This window comes from Arcanobacterium sp. (ex Cirak et al. 2026) (genome assembly GCF_053585065.1).
In genome coordinates, this window is the sequence record NZ_JBQJCE010000014.1 from 12450 (window position 1) to 29575 (window position 17126).

12 protein-coding genes are annotated in these 17126 nt (G+C 51.0%); 6 read left to right on the forward strand and 6 right to left on the reverse strand.

Translation table 11 applies throughout. The features are described 5' to 3' along the window. Positions 1–453: 453 nt before the first annotated feature. Positions 454–1170, reverse strand: coding sequence for a GntR family transcriptional regulator (locus ACTOVJ_RS07250; protein WP_449504222.1), 717 nt, complete (start codon positions 1168–1170; stop codon positions 454–456). 357 nt (positions 1171–1527) lie between these two features. Between ACTOVJ_RS07250 and ACTOVJ_RS07255 the strand changes: the two genes are divergently transcribed. From ACTOVJ_RS07255 to ACTOVJ_RS07270, 4 genes are all read left to right on the forward strand, one after another. After that, entirely contained in the window at positions 1528–4656 is a 3129-nt protein-coding gene (locus ACTOVJ_RS07255; protein WP_449504668.1) for a DUF7507 domain-containing protein, read from the forward strand. Positions 4657–4719: 63 nt separating this feature from the next. Beyond that, positions 4720–6525, forward strand: coding sequence for a SpaH/EbpB family LPXTG-anchored major pilin (locus ACTOVJ_RS07260; RefSeq protein WP_449504669.1), 1806 nt, complete (start codon positions 4720–4722; stop codon positions 6523–6525). A gap of 82 nt (positions 6526–6607) precedes the next feature. Beyond that, entirely contained in the window at positions 6608–7477 is an 870-nt protein-coding gene (locus ACTOVJ_RS07265; RefSeq protein WP_449503345.1) for a class C sortase, read from the forward strand. Next, positions 7474–8358, forward strand: a complete 885-nt coding sequence (locus tag ACTOVJ_RS07270) for a class C sortase (RefSeq protein ID WP_449504670.1) — start codon at positions 7474–7476, stop codon at positions 8356–8358. Before ACTOVJ_RS07265 ends, ACTOVJ_RS07270 begins: the two co-directional genes overlap by 4 nt. Positions 8359–8588: 230 nt before the next feature. On the opposite strand, the gene ACTOVJ_RS07275 is transcribed toward ACTOVJ_RS07270, so the two are convergent. From ACTOVJ_RS07275 to ACTOVJ_RS07290, 4 genes are all read right to left on the reverse strand, one after another. Next, on the reverse strand, positions 8589–8753 hold the full coding sequence (locus ACTOVJ_RS07275; RefSeq protein WP_449504671.1) for an LPXTG cell wall anchor domain-containing protein: 165 nt from the start codon (positions 8751–8753) through the stop codon (positions 8589–8591). 320 nt (positions 8754–9073) lie between these two features. Further along, positions 9074–9655, reverse strand: coding sequence for a hypothetical protein (locus ACTOVJ_RS07280; RefSeq protein WP_449504672.1), 582 nt, complete (start codon positions 9653–9655; stop codon positions 9074–9076). Positions 9656–9751: 96 nt separating this feature from the next. Then, complete coding sequence (locus ACTOVJ_RS07285; RefSeq protein WP_449504673.1) at positions 9752–10582, reverse strand: thioester domain-containing protein; 831 nt, start codon at positions 10580–10582, stop codon at positions 9752–9754. Positions 10583–10961: 379 nt separating this feature from the next. Next, positions 10962–11897, reverse strand: coding sequence for a LuxR C-terminal-related transcriptional regulator (locus tag ACTOVJ_RS07290; RefSeq protein WP_449502431.1), 936 nt, complete (start codon positions 11895–11897; stop codon positions 10962–10964). Positions 11898–12558: 661 nt separating this feature from the next. Here ACTOVJ_RS07290 and ACTOVJ_RS07295 point away from each other — a divergent pair. Both ACTOVJ_RS07295 and ACTOVJ_RS07300 read left to right on the forward strand, forming a co-directional pair. Further along, entirely contained in the window at positions 12559–13878 is a 1320-nt protein-coding gene (locus ACTOVJ_RS07295; protein WP_449504220.1) for an MFS transporter, read from the forward strand. Further along, positions 13875–14522 (forward strand): ArsR/SmtB family transcription factor, encoded by a 648-nt coding sequence (locus ACTOVJ_RS07300; RefSeq protein WP_449502429.1) that lies wholly within the window; start codon positions 13875–13877, stop codon positions 14520–14522. Before ACTOVJ_RS07295 ends, ACTOVJ_RS07300 begins: the two co-directional genes overlap by 4 nt. Here the strand turns inward: ACTOVJ_RS07300 and ACTOVJ_RS07305 are convergent, their stop codons facing one another. Then, the gene (locus ACTOVJ_RS07305) at positions 14523–17126 is read right to left on the reverse strand and encodes a hypothetical protein (protein WP_449504219.1); all 2604 of its coding nucleotides are present in this window, start codon (positions 17124–17126) and stop codon (positions 14523–14525) included.

Sequence of the window (17126 nt, forward strand, 5' to 3'; positions counted from 1 at the left end):
TTCGAGTGGCGTGTTTCAGGCTCCCAGTCCTTACTTCCAGCCCATGTCATGATCGTTTCCTCGGTCACGTCCTGCGGAGCGCAACCAATTTCACGAGCGAACATACGAATAATGACGTGATGGGTACGTAGAGTCTGAGGGCTTTTTCCAAACGCTTTCAGACGTGTTTCCCACTGCGAGATCGGGGCTTCCCAGGACTGTGGAATAGGTAAGAATTTCATCATGCAGTTATTTGTGCTCGGAGCGAGTATCTGGCTAACTAGCATGACTGAAAGAACCCTACAGAGATCACACCTGCCAGCATTGCCGTCAGTGCCGGCCATGCCAGCATTGCCACGGTAGTGACGGGAGTGGTTGAAGTGCTGTATAGATGGCGAAGATTGCGCACTCGAAATTACGGAAACGGAGAAGAGTGCCTCGTCGTCGTGAGGCTGCCGACGTGTCGGTGGCCGGTTATCGTTCCTCCTGGGATGAGAATGCATGATGAAATCTGAAGTGGTCTGGGTCGAGCAGGCTGATGGCATGTTCGACGAGGTTGTCGTTTGTGTCGTAAGCCGTGCGAGTGACTCGCATAAAGGCATGGCCTGGTGAACGTTCCAGGCGTGTAGCGTTTTCAGTGCTCAGTGCGACGACGTCGAGCCATTCTTCGCCATTGTTTCGAGAGAAACCAGCGTCGCTAAGAGTTTTTGTCAGGGATCCGTCGAGGAGTCCTTGAGATGGGAGATTAACGAGTTTTCCGCGAGCTGGAACGAGAGACGTTTCCATTGAGACGATCGTGCCGGAAGGGAGGCTCCATGTTCTGATGATTTCGATAAAAGTGGAGCTTCCGTGTGAATGAGTGGGGAGTTCTGTGTTTTCAGTAAGCGAAATGCTCACAACGTTCACCGTCATCTCAGCGCCTTGTGTCGATAAGGATTCGATCCAACCGCGGACGTCATCGGGGCTTTGTGTGTGGACTGCGACGAACGAGCCGCGACCTTGATCGGTACGAATGAGCTTTTTATTTTGAAGATTGGAAATGGCTTTACGGACTGTGCCGCGTGAAACTTTGAACTTTTTCGCAAGCTCATTTTCACTCGGCAAGGGGTCGCCAGTGCTGAGCCTCCCGCGTCGGATGAGATGTTCGAGGTAGAGGGCAATTTTTTGGTGTTTGAGCTTGTGCTTTGTCATGTTTCCTCCCTCTGATCTGTATTGCTGCGGAATGACAATAATTCTGTCACGTGAAAAATTACTTGTCTATACAAGTATGAGAACAGGGTAGTCGCGAAAATTACCTCAAGATTTAAATAGTGTCTCAAAACGTGTGTGGACGTGAGTGTCGGTTAGCTCGGTGTTTATGGATTTAAACAATATTAGTTTTTCTGAATGTCGCTTAAAAAATGCTTGGAGTTTCATGTGTAATGTATGATTCTTTGGAGAAAACGGTGTGTAGAGTGCTTTCTTATCGTGTTCTTGGTGCCGGAGTTAAAAGCTAGAGAATGTGCGCTCAGTTGCGTGGTGTAGCGAAGGGAAGAAATGAAGCACTCCATGGCTTCGATGTCATTCAATCAGGTGAAAAAGGTGCTTGCCGTAACTGTTGCTATGGTTCTTGTTCTCATTGGTATGGTGAGCCTGACCCCAGCAAAATCAGCAGAAGCGGCACCGGGTGGTGTGGTAACGATTACTTCGTCACCCGATAAAAGGAGGCTGAATTACGGTGGTGGAAAAGTCGTTTACACGTATACAGCCACGAATAATACAGGCGTTCCGCAATTGTTTAGGCGCATCGCGGACACAAAGTGTTCTGATATAAAGCCACATGCGCCGAGCGGGATGAAATCTTACGACGATCATTTGAGCTTCAAAAAGAAATCCTATATTCCTGTGGGTGCAACGGCGACATGGACCTGTATCACTGAAGTTACTCAGACACAGACAAATGTGGTCACATTGAAGACAAGCCCGCTTACTAGCGTCGATGGGCAGTTCCTCTGGGATCCAAAAAATGACATCAGTTCATCGTCCACATCGAAAGTGATTGTTGGTTCTCATCGTCCTGGGGGATATACCTGTGACACGCTTTGGTACTCATCTGACTATGACCAGCAGTTCGGCTATTCGGGCAATGTTGGCACTGTCGATCAGGATACTGGCAAAGCAACACGTGTACACGTGATCCGTCACTTGACAACGGACAAATATGGCAAACGCTTTCAGACAAATGGATCAGCGGCTGCGGCAGTAGATACGTTTAATCCGGATAAAATCTTCTACATCCCCCGAGATACACGCAATGAAGATCCGGCTTATTGGCAAACTGAAGGCCTCTGGGGTGTTGATATCCTCAAGCTGCGAGAGGGTGGATATTCTGAAAAACTTGCAGAATATCAAACTGGTGCTGTCCGATTAGGGGCTGCGCCTAATGGGACTCTTTGGGTTGTGACATCCACCGGGCGCATTGAGATGTTCGACCCTAAGCACCCTGATAAAGGCTTTGTTCCCAAAGGAGTGGCGTCGACTTGGAACAGGACACGAACCTTTGGTAACGGTGTTGTGCGAGGGAATCTCAGTTCGGGTGATCTTGCTTTCGACGGCAACGGGACGATGTGGTTGATTGGTTCAGAGAACGGACATGCATTTTTATATACGATTCCATGGAATGATCTAGAAAAAGCCCACGAAAATGATTTCATTCGTGCGACTCCCGTTGGTGAAGACGGTTACATGGGCGCCAATACTTTCAGTGGCATCGCATTTACTACTGACGGACGACTTTGGGGAAGCGCTCGCGATGACAATAACCGAGGTTTGCTCTACGAGATTGACACCGACTCCGGTTCTGCGACGAGGGTGAAGGCGGAGCCATCTCAATTCTGGTATGGAGATTTAGGATCCTGTGCCATGCCGAAACCGGAGCTCTCCTTTGATAAGGAAATTATTGCTCCGCTGACACCTGCGCTTGTCGGAGATGAGATAACGTACAGACTAACCGTAACGAACCTCGGCTCTCTCAATGCTACACATGTGCTCGTCCACGACGAGCTACCCAAAGAACTCGAATATGTTCAGAATTCTACTACGCTCAATGGAACCTTTGTCTCTGACAAAAATGGCAAGTTCCCGTATGCAGATCAAAAAGCTGTTAAATCACCAGGAAAGAATGGCGAAGTAATCAAAGAAGGAATCGTCAAACCTGGTGAATCTGCAATCATCGAATTCAAGGCCAAAGTTCTTCCTACTGAGAATAAACAAGTATGCAATAGCGCAAATGTTGTGTTTGCTGGCGCAGACAACAAAATTGCTTCTGATGATCCCGATACTTTGAAACAGAGCGATCCTACATGTATTCATGTGTTCGGACCTGAAATAGGCGTCAAGAAAACTGCAGATGCAAAAACTCTGATGATGAGTCCACAGACAGTGAAATACAGCTACGAGGTTACCAATCCTGGGAATGAGGATCTTCGCGAAGTTTCTTTGAGTGATGACAAGTGTCCTCATATTCAACCTGTTGTATCCCCGGACGATCCAAACGTCAATATTGGTGATACCAACAAAGACAAGATTTTGCAGGCAGCTGATGTGATGCAAGACGGACACACAGTAATTTCGGCAGAGACTTGGAGATACACGTGTACGTCCGAGTTGATTAAGCCCACGACCAATATCGCCACTGCGAGAGGCGAAGGTATTAACTCCCACCGTGTAGTGACCAGTCGGGCACACTGGACTGTCGATTCTCGGAAACTTGAAATCACGAAGACTTCGGATGCCAGTAGTGCAGGTAAATCTCTCCGTGAGGGAGAAACTGTTGCCTACACGATCACCGTGAAAAACGGCGGAAACACCGACCAAACTAATGTCGTGCTACAGGATCAACTTCCGCTAGGTGTTCGCTATGTAGACGGCTCTGCGATTAAGAGATATAAGGTTGGCATTGGCGGCGGACGTCGCATTTTTCAGACAGACGAAGCCAAACCGCCTGCTGCTCATGGCGCTGCAGGCGAACAAGGGATGATGGTGTCGGATAATGACCACGTCACGCTTAAGCCTGGCGAATCACTCGTGGTGACGTTTAATGCAACGGTCAACGTGGGTGCGCCAAAAACGCTGACGAACGTTGCACAGACATGGTCGAGGCAACACGATCGGATCCAAGCGGAAGTCACTGATAAGACAGAGACAACAGCAGTGTTCACAGTTCACAAATTCGGTAAGGACTGTGACACCGATAAGCCAATATGCGAACTCGATGGTTCTTCATTCGCCATATTCGACAAGGACCCGAGCCAGGGTGCATCTCCGATTGCCGATGTCTTAGCGCCTATACAAGGCAAGATCGGAAGCTTTACCTCGACGAAGATGAAGTTTGGAAAATACTGGCTTGTTGAAACTGCCGCCCCGAATGGTTACATCCTCATGGCGGAGCCAGTTCGTTTCAAACTCGACGCCGATGGTGTCACAATCCTCTCCACAACGACGTCGAACGTGAGCGTTCGAAATGGTGACAAGTTTGCGATCGATGTTGTTGACCAAACCCACAGCGATCTTCCACGTGCAGGTGGCATCGGACTCGGATACAACGCGGTGGCAGGTTTCATACTCGTATTCATCGGTTTATTTGCCTATTACAGAACCTCCGGCTGTGGACCCCGTCGGGTTCGAATCCGGAACTAGGGGTTCGCAGCTGCGAATCTCAGACATTGTGAAATAAATACAGCACACAGCTAGGAGCACAACATGAAGTCAACCAAGGTCAAGGCTGGTGCCGCAGTCGCGATTCTCGCCTTGCTCGGTTCAATGGGAGTATCAGGTACGGCCAGTGCCGTGCCTGATACTCCCAACCCGCAGGCAACAGTTGGTGGGGAGAACCAGGCTGCCCCTAACCCTGCACTTATTAAGGCAGACGCTAAGACGCAGCTGTCGATCCATAAATACATGGGGGTCCCGGCTACCAATGCCAAGTACGGCACAGGAAAGAGCTACGACGCAGTTAAGGATCTTCCACCGCTGGAGAACGTGAAATTTCAGATTCGCCGTGTGGAAGGCATCAATCTGGCAACGAACGAAGGCTGGAAGACAGCTAAAGACCTTCAAAATCAGGCTATTACTTTGAATGCAAAGAACAAAGTAACGGTTGGAACGAAGGAGTATGCACTCGGCTCAGCACATAGCGGCGTTACCGACCATAGCGGTGTCGCAACCATCACGGTCGATAATGGCGTTGGACTCTATCTTGTCACTGAAGATTTGGCTGGTTCGTCGAATATTCAGGACAATAACGGCAAGCACTATCAGAACACCCAGATTACTGGTATTGCGCCGTTCCTTGTGACCCTTCCGATGACTGATCCGGATGCTCGTCATTCTTGGATGTACGATGTTCATGTATATCCAAAGAACCAGTATGACGAAATCTCCAAGAAAGTCTTTGACGGCAATGTTGGCAAAGAAGGTCAGGATACATACAAGATTGGTCAGGAAGCCACGTACCAGCTTGAGTCGACGATCTGGGCTTTTGACCAAAATCAAGATCAGCATGTTGATCACAAGGATCTGACGTACTACCTAATTAAGGATCAGCTCCCTAAAGAAACGAAGTATAAGTCGTCCCAGCTGTCTATTGTTCGTGATGACAAATCTGTTCAGAATCTTGAAGCTGACAAAGACTATAAAGTTTTTGGTGCTGAAGCTACTGCCAGTAATCCATTGAGTTTCAGCTTTACCCAAGAGGGTCTCGACAAACTTGCGAAGAATAGTGGTGCGAAAGTTCGCACCGAAATTCGCGTCGTAATCGAGAAGATGCCAAAAGACGGCAATGTCCTTAATGAGGCAAGTTTTGTGCCAAATGGACGTTTTTGGACGGATAGAGGATACCAGCCTCCAACGCCCGGGGGACTTCCGTCATTACAACAAGGTGAGAATCAACCCACTCCCGAAGGGACATCGCAATATCGGGAGATTCCGTCAAACAAGGTTCTCTCACGATTTGGCGATATTCTTATTGAGAAAGTCAGTGACGAAGGAAAGCCACTACCAGGCGCAAAGTTCGCTGTTTACCGTGCAGTAAACAATAACGATGGCCATGGTTTTACTTGCAAGAATGTCGATTTCAAAACTGCGAAAGCTATCGCAACTAGTGATGCATCTACCGCGGATGGTTACACTTCGATTAAAGGTCTTCAGCTTTCAAACTGGTACAACGGTGAAACCGTCAATGACACACTGAAGTACCACTCGTATTGCTTGGTCGAGACCAAAGCGCCTGAGGGGTTCCAGCTTCTTGCCGAGCCAGTCGAATTTGATCTTACGGTTCCCGGTATGACAGAGAATCTTTCTGAAGCGTTTGCAAAAGCAAACCGCGATAAAGATCCGAAGGATAACAAGGGCGGCAACATTCAGATCGTGAACATGCCAGATAACCTCGGCAACCGACTCCCGCTGACCGGTGGCATGGGCGTGGCTGTGATATCGGTCTTCGGCATTCTCCTTGTTGGAGGCGGTGTGGGGTACTACGTGTACTCAAACCGTCGCAAGGATGCCTGATAACTTAAGTGAGCAAGGGCGGGGCCGGGTTGCCCGTAGGGCTCCCGACCCCGCCCTCGCATTTTCTTGACGGAGGAATAGTATGCGGATGTGGCAACGCTTTGTGGCACTCGCTTTGGTACTCGTCGGTGCCGCTATATCGGCCTATCCGGTTCTTCTTCAAATTGCGAATGACGCGAAAACAGTACAGTCGGCGCGCAAGTACGTTTCTGTGATGTCGAAATCCGAGGATCGGCAGAACGTCGTCGCGTTAGCTGCGGCAAGAGCATATAACAAAACCCTCAATCCTGGTCTACTCGCTGACCCATGGGGAAAAGAAACCCCTGATAGCGGAACGGAATACAGTAGGTACGATAACCTTTTGGCTGACTCGAAAGTGATGGCCACAGTGACGATCCCTCGCATCGGCGTGATGTTACCCGTTGTTCACGGGACAGACGATGCTGCACTTCTCTCCGGCGTCGGGCATTTTTATGGTTCCCACCTGCCGGTCGGCGGCAGTGGGACACATGCGGTGTTGGCGGGGCATCATTCGTGGCCTGGACATACCTATTTTTCGGATTTGGAACAGTTGAAACAAGGAGACCAGTTTCTCATCACTGTTTATGGCGAGCGCCTGCGCTACAGAGTTGTTGATACGCAGCTAGTTTTTCCAAACGACCTGTCCAAGATCCAGCCAGAGAAAGGTCGGGATTTGGTTACTCTCGTCACCTGTATCACTCCGGAGGGCGGGTATCTGAACCAGTACCGACTGTTGGTGACAGGTGAACGTGCTCCCGACGTCGGGGCGCAGGAACTTCAGGGCAGAATAGCCGACATTGCGACTTTCCGAGTCCAGACGTGGATGTGGCCACGATTGGCAATCGCTGGGTGCGGAGTCTTTTTTGCTGCGGTGATAGTAGTGACTTGGGTGAAGTCGGGATTGCGAAAGAAAGAGCAGACAGAGCGATGAAGCACGTGCGAGAAAATACAGCTCCCAAGAGTATTAACCCACGGTGGATTGCAATTTCTGTAGTTCTTTTGGGGATTCTTGTGATGCTGTATCCAGTGGTGTCCACCAACTACAACAATATGCGTCAGCGCGAGTTCGCTGCGAAGTATGGCATTCAGGTGGCCCAGCTCGATGACTCGAAGAAGAAGAGCGCACTTGACGTTGCTCGTGAGTACAACAAGAAGTTGCCGGGCGTGCCAATTCTAGATCCGTATCTTAGTGATGTCGCCAATCCAGCGTCGAAAGCATATGAAGAGTATCGCTCGCAGCTTTCAGCAACGGGTGACATCATGGCACGTGTGCGTGTGCCGCAAGTCGGAATCGATTTGCCGGTGCGTCACGATACGCAGCCGGATGTGATTGGTTCGGGCGCAGGACATTTATATGGCACATCGTTGCCTGTCGGCGGCGAAAGTACTCATTCAGTGTTGACGAGTCACACTGGTCTGACCAGCGCGACGTTGTTCGACAACTTAAAAGACGTCCGACGTGGAGATCTCATGTTTGTGGATGTGTTGGGGGAGACCTTGGCCTACAAAGTGAATCAAATCAAAGTGGTGCTTCCCGATGAGATTTCTGACTTGAAGGCAGAAGCTGGACATGATTATCTCACCCTTTTCACGTGTACCCCCTATTCGGTAAACACGCATCGACTCTTAGTGCGTGGAGAGCGCGTACCTTTTGAAGGAGCTGTGGCTGAGGCAGCAAAGGACTACTCTTCCAGCTTCGTTATTCAAAACTGGATGTGGGTTCTTATCGGGGGAGCAGTGGTATCGTTGTTCGTCCTTGCGGTGATGGTACGCAGAGAACGTCAGCGTACAAAAATGCGCGATATTGTATAAGAGCGATCAGTGAATCCGAGAGGCACTCTCGCAATTAATGTGCTCTGAGAGGGTTTGTTTCCATGGAAAGTCTTTGTAGAGCTGACAATAGTTTTGCCATGATGATGCTCTCGTATAGACGGATTATGCTAACGGGATTGACGCCGTTCACATATGACACAGGGGGTTGGGTGTTCGCCTAAAAGACGACCAACACCCAACCCCCTTCTTTGCTACCTACTTCATTGAGATCAGTTGGACTTGCGCGCTCGGTGAGCCACAAGGCCAGTGCCAACCATCAGTGAAGAGATGAGAACCATAAGTCCGACCGTTGCTCCTGTCTTTGGAAGCCTGGAAGACGGCTCCTGTGCAGGCGGAGTGGTCTTTGGTGTGACTTCAGCATGTGGATCGTTCATCTTCGGTTTATCGATGGGAGGTGTAAGTTTACCGGGTTTGCCGGTTTCGCCTTTGTCGCCTTTCGGGCCGGGTTTGCCGGTTTCGCCGGTGTCGCCCTTGTCGCCTTTGTCGCCCTTGGGGCCTTTCGGGCCGGGTTTGCCGGTGTCGCCCTTGTCGCCTTTGTCGCCCTTGGGGCCTGGTTGGCCGGTGTCGCCCTTGTCGCCTTTGTCGCCCTTGGGACCTGGTTGGCCTGGGTCGCCCTTGTCGCCTTTGTCGCCCTTGTCACCTTTCGGACCGCGAGGCCCAAGGATCGCGCCAAGATTGAGCTTACGACCGTCGGTCAGTGTGATAGTGAGATTTCCTTGGCTGTCGATTTTGATATCGAGGATACCGACGCCGTCCTTGCCATTCTTGCCGTCTTTACCGTCTTTACCGTCTTGGCCGGGTGTGCCTTGTGGACCTGCTGGGCCTTGTGGTCCTGCTGGGCCTGGGTCGCCTTTGGGGCCTTGTGTGCCGGGTTGTCCGTCTTTGCCGTCTTGACCGGGTTGTCCGTCTTTACCGTCTTTGCCGTCTTTGCCGGGTGTGCCTTGTGGGCCTTGTGGTCCGGGTTGTCCGTCTTGACCGTCTTGACCGGGTGTGCCTTGTGGTCCTGCTGGGCCTGGGTCGCCTTTGGGACCTTGTGGTCCGGGTTGTCCGTCTTTACCGTCTTGACCGGGTGTGCCTTGTGGGCCTTGGGGACCTGCTGGGCCTGGGTCACCTTTGGGGCCTTGTGTGCCGGGTTGTCCGTCTTTGCCGGGTGTGCCTTGTGGACCTGCTGGGCCTTGTGGTCCTGCTGGGCCTGGGTCACCTTTGGGACAGTTACATCCAGGGGCGTCAGGGGTTTTATCGGTCGGTGGAGAGAAGGGCTTATCAGGATCCTCAACTGTTGTGAAAACTGCTTTGAGTAGATCCTGCTTTTTGCGTGCCGTGTCTTGAGACTTTATGACGTAAAGATCTGCATCGGTTTTTGGGGCGTCAGCTAATTTGGGCGCCTTGTTAAAAGTGTCTGAGCTTCGGCTTCGTTACTTCTGGGTTTTTCTCCGGCTAGCACCAAATACGCCACATAGGATCGAAGACCTTCCTGAGTGCCAAGATTTTGTCGAGCCCTTTCCAATGACCACGTGTTTTTGTCCGTATACTTCCAAACTGCCTGTTGCGTGGCTTCATGAAATTCATCAATGGAAAGCGTCAGTGTTTCCCGAAGATTGCTGGTGTCGGTTGGGAAGCCATTCCAAATCACTTGTGTAACAGCGTGCTTATCTTTGAGTTCTTTTTGAACCGATTGAGGTTCGTAGTACTGGTTTTGCTTATTGGTAGTGTTTGTTTGTGGGGTAGTAAATGCTATCTCGTCTGTTTCTAGTGAAATTTTATTCCGCCCAGCGTTGTTCGGAAAAGATTGTGTTTTGTCGAAACAATAAGTTAGATGAGAAAACTGTTCTTTTACATCAGAAGCAGAAATTTTCGAAGTTTCGAAGAGTGAGGCGTTTTTGCTTGGATCTTCTTGCTTTTTCTCTTCGTCGATTACTTCAGGTCGGCCATTTTTGGGAATTTCGCGGTACATTGGCTCAGGAGAGCCTTGTAAAATATAGGTCTTGGCTTGAGCTGTTTTAGGGATTGTGAATATATACGGAGACACTACACCGTCGCTGGAGTTTTTATATGCTTCGCTTCGAAGTGTATATGCCATGCGCGGAAGTTGTTGGCTATGTTCTTGCTCCTGTGCCTGTGCGACTCCGCCGAAGGCGGTTGCGAGGAGTGCGCCGGCTAAGCCAGAGGCTAACGCTCCTCGTTTGATTTTTGAAATATCCATGTAGATATCCCTTCAGTCTGTGTGGATGAATTTGCTGGTCGGTGAACTTTTTATGTGCGTGCTACCGAACGAACTGAATTCTAACAAGCAATTTAGCGGCCCATCTGAGATCAAGGTTGTCCCTGGTTGTACTTGGTCCTCATGTTGATTAAATTTCAACATTTCATCGATTGTTTATGTGCATAGATGTATATAATTCTTGTTGCTGATCTGTGATGGCAACATGACTTTTCGGCTTGTTTCTAGGGAACCTGTGTGTGGGTAAAAAATTTTTCTGGATGTATTTATTCGCCCGTCTTAACATTTGTCGAAAACTGGCAGGGCGTGTATATGACAGTATTGAACTCTGCGTATATGCCATATACCTTGCCAGGTCGCGTTACTTTCCCTGATTGCCAAGGAAGATTTGCTGTGCCTTGATGCCGAGTTGGAACCGTGTGTTGATATTGAGCGCTGTCATCAGCGAGCCAATTCGCCTGCCCACGGTACGGGTGCTGACCCCAAGGCGCCGTGCGATGGCATCGTCGGTGAGTCCCATTGCCATGAGGTTCAGGATTTCTTTCGCTTCGTCGGAGACAATCGCGTCACCACTTGTGTGGTGATGGCCAAATGGAATGCTTCGCTCCCGCACATGATCGAAACTGCGCAAGAGGAAGCTGATTAAGTGTGTGTAGTCAGAGAGCATTGCGATTGGAAGGTCTGCTTCGTTCCTCCACATAATCATGATCTCGCGATCGTCGGCGATCAGCATTCGGAAAGGGAGCTTATGGGCGACTGAGGCGTGCTCACCAGCCTGAACGCACTCAAGAATCGCATCTGTAAATTCTGGGTCGTCGAATGATTCGGATTCGTACACTGATTCAACGAAGACTCCACGCTTAAATACCGACGCAAATTGTGGGGCAATAAATTCTCGGTTGATATGTGGATCGCTATCCCAATACCGAATATGGGACTGCGCGTTGTGGATGATGTTGTTGTACCACAGATTCATTTCATGGAAACAGACGGTGACGTGGTGAGTGTTCTGCGGCTCCCGAGACTCTATCGCTTCGAAAGCGTTGAGTGAGTCTTTCAGATTTTTTACTTCAGCAAATTTTGTCTCTAGTGCTTCTTGCAAAATTGGTGACGCCGGCTGTGCGACTGGGCCTGCTTTGCCGACTGTTACGAGATTCAAGTGGACAAGCTCGTTGAGAATCGACTGAGGGATGTCCAGTTTCTGTTTAAGAAGGAGGTTAAGATATGCTTCTTCGGCTGGTTTTGACGCTCCAAGAGAATGAAGCAGTCGGCCTCCGTCTGATGTGAAATCGCGCATGACGTCTCCATGAATGTTTGTGGTGGTTTTGACACACCGTAGCGTGGATGCATGAGCGGCAGCTAGATTAGTGCACTGCTCGAGCGTGGATGTTTCTCTAGATCTATCATGCTATGATAGTAGTGGTCAAGGGTGATTTTAGATGATGAGTGGCCTATGTGTGACGGATTCTTTGAGAAATTTTACCTCAGTGTACTCTGTAGATAGAGTAACAGTTCATCGATCGCGGTATAGCTTTTTCTGAAACAATGAACAGATTTTCTATTTGAAATGTTAAATAAAGACGGGCGTCGATGTTGCTGAAGATATTGATGCACAAATACTTTGAATAATGAGGGTTACTCATAAAAATTGCGAGACCATCACGCGCCGCAGATTTGGTAACTCACCCAGTGAATTTTTTTGAAAAATCGGGGTAAGTGATAGAAAGCGGATGATGATCCGCAGCATGTATTTGCAGATATTCTGAGCCGACGAGTGAATAGAAGTCATAGTGGGTGAGGAGAGGGCGGTGTTGAGACATGAGAACACTGTGCCGATCTTCCATAAAAATAAGGGGAGACGATGAAGTCTCGTGCCCGGATCGAGAGTGAGTGGGGGCGCAACGGAAATTATTTCAAAATAAATTGCGCAAATTAATTTGAATTAATATGCTGGCCTCATGTCATCAACAACTGAGCGTTCCCAAGACAGTGCAACCACAACCAGACCACTGAGTTTGTGGTCTACCCCTGGCTATCGTGCCTGGTTTGCAGGGGATACCTCTGCGAAATTTGCAGGAGGCATCCGAACATTCGCTTTGCCGCTCGCCGTCGTCGCACTGACCGGATCGGCAACACAAGCTGGTTTGATCGCAACCACTTCTCAAGCGATCGGCGTGATCTGCATGGTACCTGGTGGTGTGATCGTCGATCGCTTTGACCGACGGAAAATCATCTATCTTTTTGCTGCCATGGGCACCATGATCTGGGGAACAATCACTGTTCTTTTTGCTACCGATCACCTCACTTTTCCGATCCTGATTGCTTTGACTTCGCTCGGGGCAGTGAACGTGGGTCTTTTTGGTTTCGCTACCGACGCCGTTCTCCGCTCGATTGTGCGTGGCGAAAACTTCATCAAAGCTCAGGCAGCCAACCGCGGCAGGGATGCGAGCATCGAACTTTCAGCGCCTCCCGTTGGCGCAGCGTTCTATTCGCTTGGTGTATGGGTGCCATTCGCTGTATCGGTGGCGGGGTATCTTTTGCTTGGTTTGTGCGGGTCGCTCATGAAGTATGATCCTCCCGTGCGTGAGGCTCGTACGTCGCCTGACATCACTGCCGACGTGCAACGCCAGAAGGTTCTGACCGCTGCCCTCACCACGTTTATCGTTGACATTCGACAGGCATGGATGTGGATCTGTGCTCACAATCTGATCCTGCAGATCATCGTGCCGTTTTCTGTCCTCAATATTGGATTCATGGGAGTGCAATTCACTTACACATACGCCCTCGTGCTTCACGGTCGTTCTCCTGAGTCGATCGCTGTGTACACCATGTCGATCGCCGTGTTTGCTCTCGTGGGATCAGCCTTCGCCGGCCGCTATTCCACCCGTGTCGCGACAGGGCGAACTCTCACATTCGGTGTTCCTGTTGCTGCATGTTTTTTGGTTCCGACAATTTTTGTGTTCGACTACGGCGTGCTGATTGCTGGCATGGGAATATTTCTCTTCGCATTGATTTTCATCGAAGGACACTCGACAATCATTTTCTCCGCAGCACCACGAGATATCCAAGGCCGCCTAATGTCACTCCTCGGTGTCATCACGTCATTGCCGCTTGCCCTTTCGCCAACGATTTCTGGTTGGATGCTTGATCATGTGGGATATCGGCCTACGATTACGCTATTCATTTTCCTCACCCTTATTCCTGCGCTTTCATGGATTGCGATGCCACGGGTACGCTCCCTGCCGAAACCGAGCCAGTGGGATACCGTAGAACTATGACTAATAAGGCCACACCGAACGTTGCCAAAGCTCTCGCGAATTCGATCCGGCTCAACGCACTTTACGAATTGAATCTCCGTGGGAAAGCGCGCACGTCAGATCTTGCCAACGCCCTAGAACTTGCGCCGAATAAGATGTCCTACCATTTGAAAATTTTGCACGACGCAGGAGTAATCGAGTCTGCCACCAGCGAAGGCGATGGCCGTGAAACCTGGTGGCGAGCTGTTTCAGGTGGATGGGAAGTTGACGATCCTGAAACCGCGCCTGCTCTGGCCGCTGCCCTCGCGCACCTTGAGACAGTGATCCGTGAGCGATCGGAAAATTTTTCGGCTGAACTCACCCGGCGTTCGCAACCGACTGTGCGAATGAACGGTGACACCCTCTACGTTTTTTCCCGAGACGAGGCTGAAAGTTTTTCGCGTGACCTCGCCCAGTTATATTCCAAGTATTTAGCAATTTCTGATCGGAACAGAAGCCACCACGTCGGCGGCGACGACGAGGGGTCGGCCACTGGCTTTTTGCAATATGATTTCCGTTTTGGGTTTCTCCCTGTTGCCGATGCTGATCTGGCTCACAACGTTCCCACCGACGTCGGTAGCCCTGAAAGTGGTGGGGCAAAGGAAACCGACACATCAGCATCGTGATCACCGGGTGCGGGTAGAAAAGGAAAGGAAAATCGTCGCTGCCAGAGCGGGCATAAGTACTTGGAATGTGGAACCGGGCAACACGATTCCTGAATCATTGACCGCAAATGCAATCACCGTGCAGGCTAGCACCGAGGTCAGCGTATATCCCAGTGGCTGGCGAATGAGAACTGCCAGTGTTGAACGACGGCTCAAGGCGGTGCCGTCGGGAGTGGAGAGTAATGCGGTATCAAGCTTTTTCGCATAGTGCGCTGTGAGCCAAGGCCAGACCACCGCAAAAAGGAAGATGACACCTGCGAGGACAATCCAACGGTGGCTCAAGCTCACCAGGAGTTGAAGATTGACGCTGAGTTTTCGCCACACAATGTCCCACGCATCCCCGTCGATTATCGCTTGAACGAAGTTGCCCAGATGAGTATGGCGTTCAGTGGGACGAAGCCAGTCGAGTAGCGCGATTCCCATCGACAGTGCCAGTCCACCGACGCTGAGAAAAGCGACAATGCGAAGACGTATTGTTTTCCCCGAGGCAAGCAGTAGGAGGATAACGAGCGCAGGCATGAGCGCGATTGCGCCACCGAAGTCGGCGCCGAGTGTGGGCCACACTCCGATCATGATTCCGACAGTTCCGATCAATGCGCACAGCGTGAGTGCCCACGACGGAGCAACGGAGCGGCGCATTCCCCGACGTGTCGATGACGCCCAACAGAGGAACCCACCGAGTGCAAGAAGGAGCCCAGTGGATTCAAACGAAAATGCTTCATTGCCTAAACCGTAGAACCTTGCTCCCACCAAGGTATTGAAACCAATGGGCGAGTCAGCAATGTTGCGTGAACCAGTCGCGACATCAGCTAAGATGACGGCGGCTGTCACTGCTCCGATGATGACCAGTGGCCCTCCCGAGTACCAACGGACGCTCACCAAGGCAAAGCCAGCCAGGACGCTTGCCGCGAGATATGTCCCCACGAACAATGCATGTCGAGGAGAACCGCTCATCCACCACGGCCAGACCCATGTGGTGATCAGCGATGCCGCTGGGATCGCGCTGATCCACAGACCCGCGAGTGCCAGGAGAATGCGGACACCACGTAGGTCAAGAGCGGTTTGAATAAAACAGACAATACGGCGAAGGCCATGTTTTTCTGAAAGTTTTGGCCGAACGATTGCCACGAGGAATGCTGTGGCAATCAGAATATACGTGATCGTGTACTGTGTGAGCGCAGAAACGAAAGCGCCTCTGACAGGCACGATGACCGAGGCTTTGCGCGCCGAACTTGCGAGCTCATCTGCGCGCACCTCGCCACGTGTATTCGTGGCAAGCGTGGTCATTGCGCTTGCTCGCAACGATGTCAGTGGGTCAACACTTTTTCCAACGCGGATCAGATCATCCAATGTGGGGGAGTGTGCATCGGTTTGCGTTGTTTGCGCCGACGTCGTCGTATCTGTTGATGAGCTTGCGGATTTTGGTGTCGGTTTTGCTGCGAGTGCATCGATTCCGAAATCAGCGAGGATCGAGGGCACAATCGACGAATAGTGAACGTTGCCGTGCTGGCGAACCTGTGGTGACCAGCCGAGACCGCGTCCGCCGAGCGCACCGGCGTCGGACTGGGGTGTGCCGGGGCCGAAGGAAACGAATCCGGGCTGAAACACTTCGGTTGCCGCTAATGTCTGTAACGAGAGGAAATATACTTTTGTGCCGGTGGGCACTTTCGATATCACAGCTTCCGCACGTTCGGCACTCTTGCGTGCGCTGATGTCACGGTAGTAGTCGGTAGGTATGAGAATTGGGAAGTCAGTGGGCGGTTGAAGATCAGTTTTTGTTAGTGTGGGGAGCTTGAGTGGCGAGATACGGGAGCGTTCTGGGTCGGCGGAGAAATTTGCACCTGTGATGTCAGCGACAGTGAGTGAAAATGTCCGCGTTGCATCGGCAATGCGTGAGCTGAGGACTTTATTGCTGACTCGCTCGGATGCGAAACCTTCGGGAGCTAACCCGTTCGGGGTGACCAAGAGGGCGCCAGCCTGTGCTCCAATAGCGCGCGAATCAATATGGTGCTCCTGGAGAACCTGTGAAAGTGCGCCAATTTTATGTGCGGATCCGAGGGTGCCGATGATCGCGTCGAAATCTGCATCTTGCCATAGGGGCAGGGGAGCACCGTCGAACATTCGTTGAATGGCGCAACCGGCGTCGTGGTTGATTGAGGTTTTGCTGAGCAGTGTGCCGGTGCTCAGTGCCAGACTCACATCTTCTGGGCATCCCCACTCGTGCACATCGGGGGGAATCATATTGAACATTGTGCCGGCATCGGCCCACTGGGCGAGGTGTGGCGTGTCGGTGGAATTGATGTACTGCCAGCTTAGCCCGCTCGTAAGGAGAACAAGGACATGTTGATGTGTACTCGCCGATGATTGGTTTGCCGACGGTGGCGTGTTCGCCGACGGCGACGTGCTGTGCGGTGTCGATGGGGTGGGGGGAGTTGGGGGCTGCGCCAAAGCTGGAGAGATTGCCAGCATAAGCAAGAGCACAACTGAAAAGACTGCAAGTGCACAAGAACGCCACCACTGTCGGGGGAGAGACAAGAGGGAGTTTACTGGCGCAAAGAAATTCAC